Annotated in this window: 2 protein-coding genes and 1 tRNA gene; all 3 read right to left on the bottom strand. The window is 67.6% G+C overall.

Annotated features, from left to right (window positions below; genetic code table 11):
* Nucleotides 1-462 (bottom strand): hypothetical protein (locus C7C45_RS33455; protein ID WP_146247519.1); only part of this gene is annotated, 462 nt, incomplete at its 3' end.
* Entirely contained in the window at nucleotides 459-1,016 is a 558-nt protein-coding gene (locus tag C7C45_RS33450; RefSeq protein WP_110563664.1) for a SigE family RNA polymerase sigma factor, read from the bottom strand. The genes C7C45_RS33455 and C7C45_RS33450, both read right to left, overlap by 4 nt.
* Nucleotides 1,017-1,391: 375 nt before the next feature.
* Nucleotides 1,392-1,468: transfer RNA gene (locus C7C45_RS33445), tRNA-Pro, on the bottom strand.
* Nucleotides 1,469-1,648 lie beyond the last annotated feature (180 nt).

The raw sequence follows: 1,648 nt of genomic DNA, 5'->3' as shown, positions 1-1,648 counted from the left end.
GGCTGGATCGGGCTGGTCGCGGACGAAGGCGGCGAGCGCGATCCGCTGGCCGCCGACATCGTCGACGAACAACACCTTCACCGCGGTCACCGGTACATCCATTCGGGGGATGTCTCCCCGGCGCTGCGCGGCCAACAGGAGTTCGGAAAGCTGGCGGACATAGCCGCTGTCCTGACCGACGACGCCGCGTGGTGGTGACTGGAGGAGTTTGTCCGACCAGGCCACCACGGGTGCGCTGGATTCGGTCGAGTCTGCCGGTGGTGGTTGGGTGGTCCGGCCCGGGTCGGCGATCGCGAAGGCCGCTCCGCCCACCGAGACCACCAGGGCCAGGGCCAGCCCGCCGAGCCGGCGCTGCCGGCTCCGTCGGTAACGCGCCCTGGCTCGACCGTACGGATCCGGCTGTGGGGTCAGGGTGCCGCTCAGCTCGGCCAGGGCCCGGCTCAGTTCCTCGTCGACAGTCATGGTGTTGCCCCCGTCATCGTCGTCGTCCCGGTCGGTGCTGGTCTGGCTGCCGCTGAGGCCGGAACCGGTGGCGGCGCATCCGACGCCAGTGCGAGACGCAGGCGTGCCAAGCCTCTCGACGCACGGCTCTTGACCGACCCGACGGAGCAGCCCAGGGTGGCCGCGACCGCCGCCTCCGGCAGATCGACCACGTACCGGAGCACGATCACGGCCCGGGTGCGGGGCGTCAGCTCCCGCATCGCCTCGTAGAGGGCGTGCCGTTCCGCCACGGCCTCTGTCATGTCTCGGGTGGACGACCGGTCCGGCAGGATCGCCGTCACCACCTCGTGCACCCGTTGGCGACGCCAGGTGCTGATGTGCTGGTTGATCATGACCCGCCGCAGGTACGCCATGGGATCGTCGACCCGTCGCCACCGGCGCATCACCTTCACCAGGGCCGCCTGCACCAGATCCTCGGCGTCCTGCGCCGACCCGGTGAGGTGGTACGCCACGCGCAGAAGATCCATGTAGCGCGTATCGACGAACTCGCGGAAATGCTCGTCGTCAACTGCCATCAGCCCCCGCCTCGATTGGTTACCCATCACGACTCCGCCGAGGCTCGAAAGGTTGAAAGCCGGCAGCAGTTGCGTCAGCTCGACCCCGGATTTCGGGCTCCGGTCATCAAGTCGTTCGAGAACCAGGACGGCTCACGGGTGGCATCGAGCTTCTGCTTGACCGGCAGCAACAACGGTGTGTTCGGAACCACTCCCGACGGCGCTTCACTCGAAATCTTCGGTACGGCTGTCTGGGGGTACGCGAGGACGGCATGCTGGTGTCGAACCGTGTCGAGCGCAACGCGTTCGAGGTATACCAGCAGCTCACCGGCCGCGCACGGTAAGCGCAACGAGTCAAGGCCCCTCCGTGGAGGGGCCTTGACCTTCACTTACCTCTGGTCGGGGTGGCCGGATTCGAACCGACGACCTCTTCGTCCCGAACGAAGCGCGCTACCAAGCTGCGCCACACCCCGAGGCGTGCCGACAAATAGTAGCCCACCCGCCCCGATGGTCAAACTCGGTACCCCCGCCGCCTGGACCAGGTCCGGAGCAGCCAAGATCCGCACAACTTCCGGGATGTTGCTGCCTCACGACGCGCCGAGGCAGCAACATCCCCGATGGTGCGCGGATCTTGAAGCGGGAAGCGAGGCAGG

Source organism: Micromonospora arborensis (assembly GCF_003205615.1).
Classification (GTDB): Bacteria; Actinomycetota; Actinomycetes; order Mycobacteriales; family Micromonosporaceae; genus Micromonospora; species Micromonospora arborensis.
The sequence above is the reverse complement of the archived record's forward strand: the minus strand, read 5'-3'. Positions and strand labels throughout refer to the sequence as shown.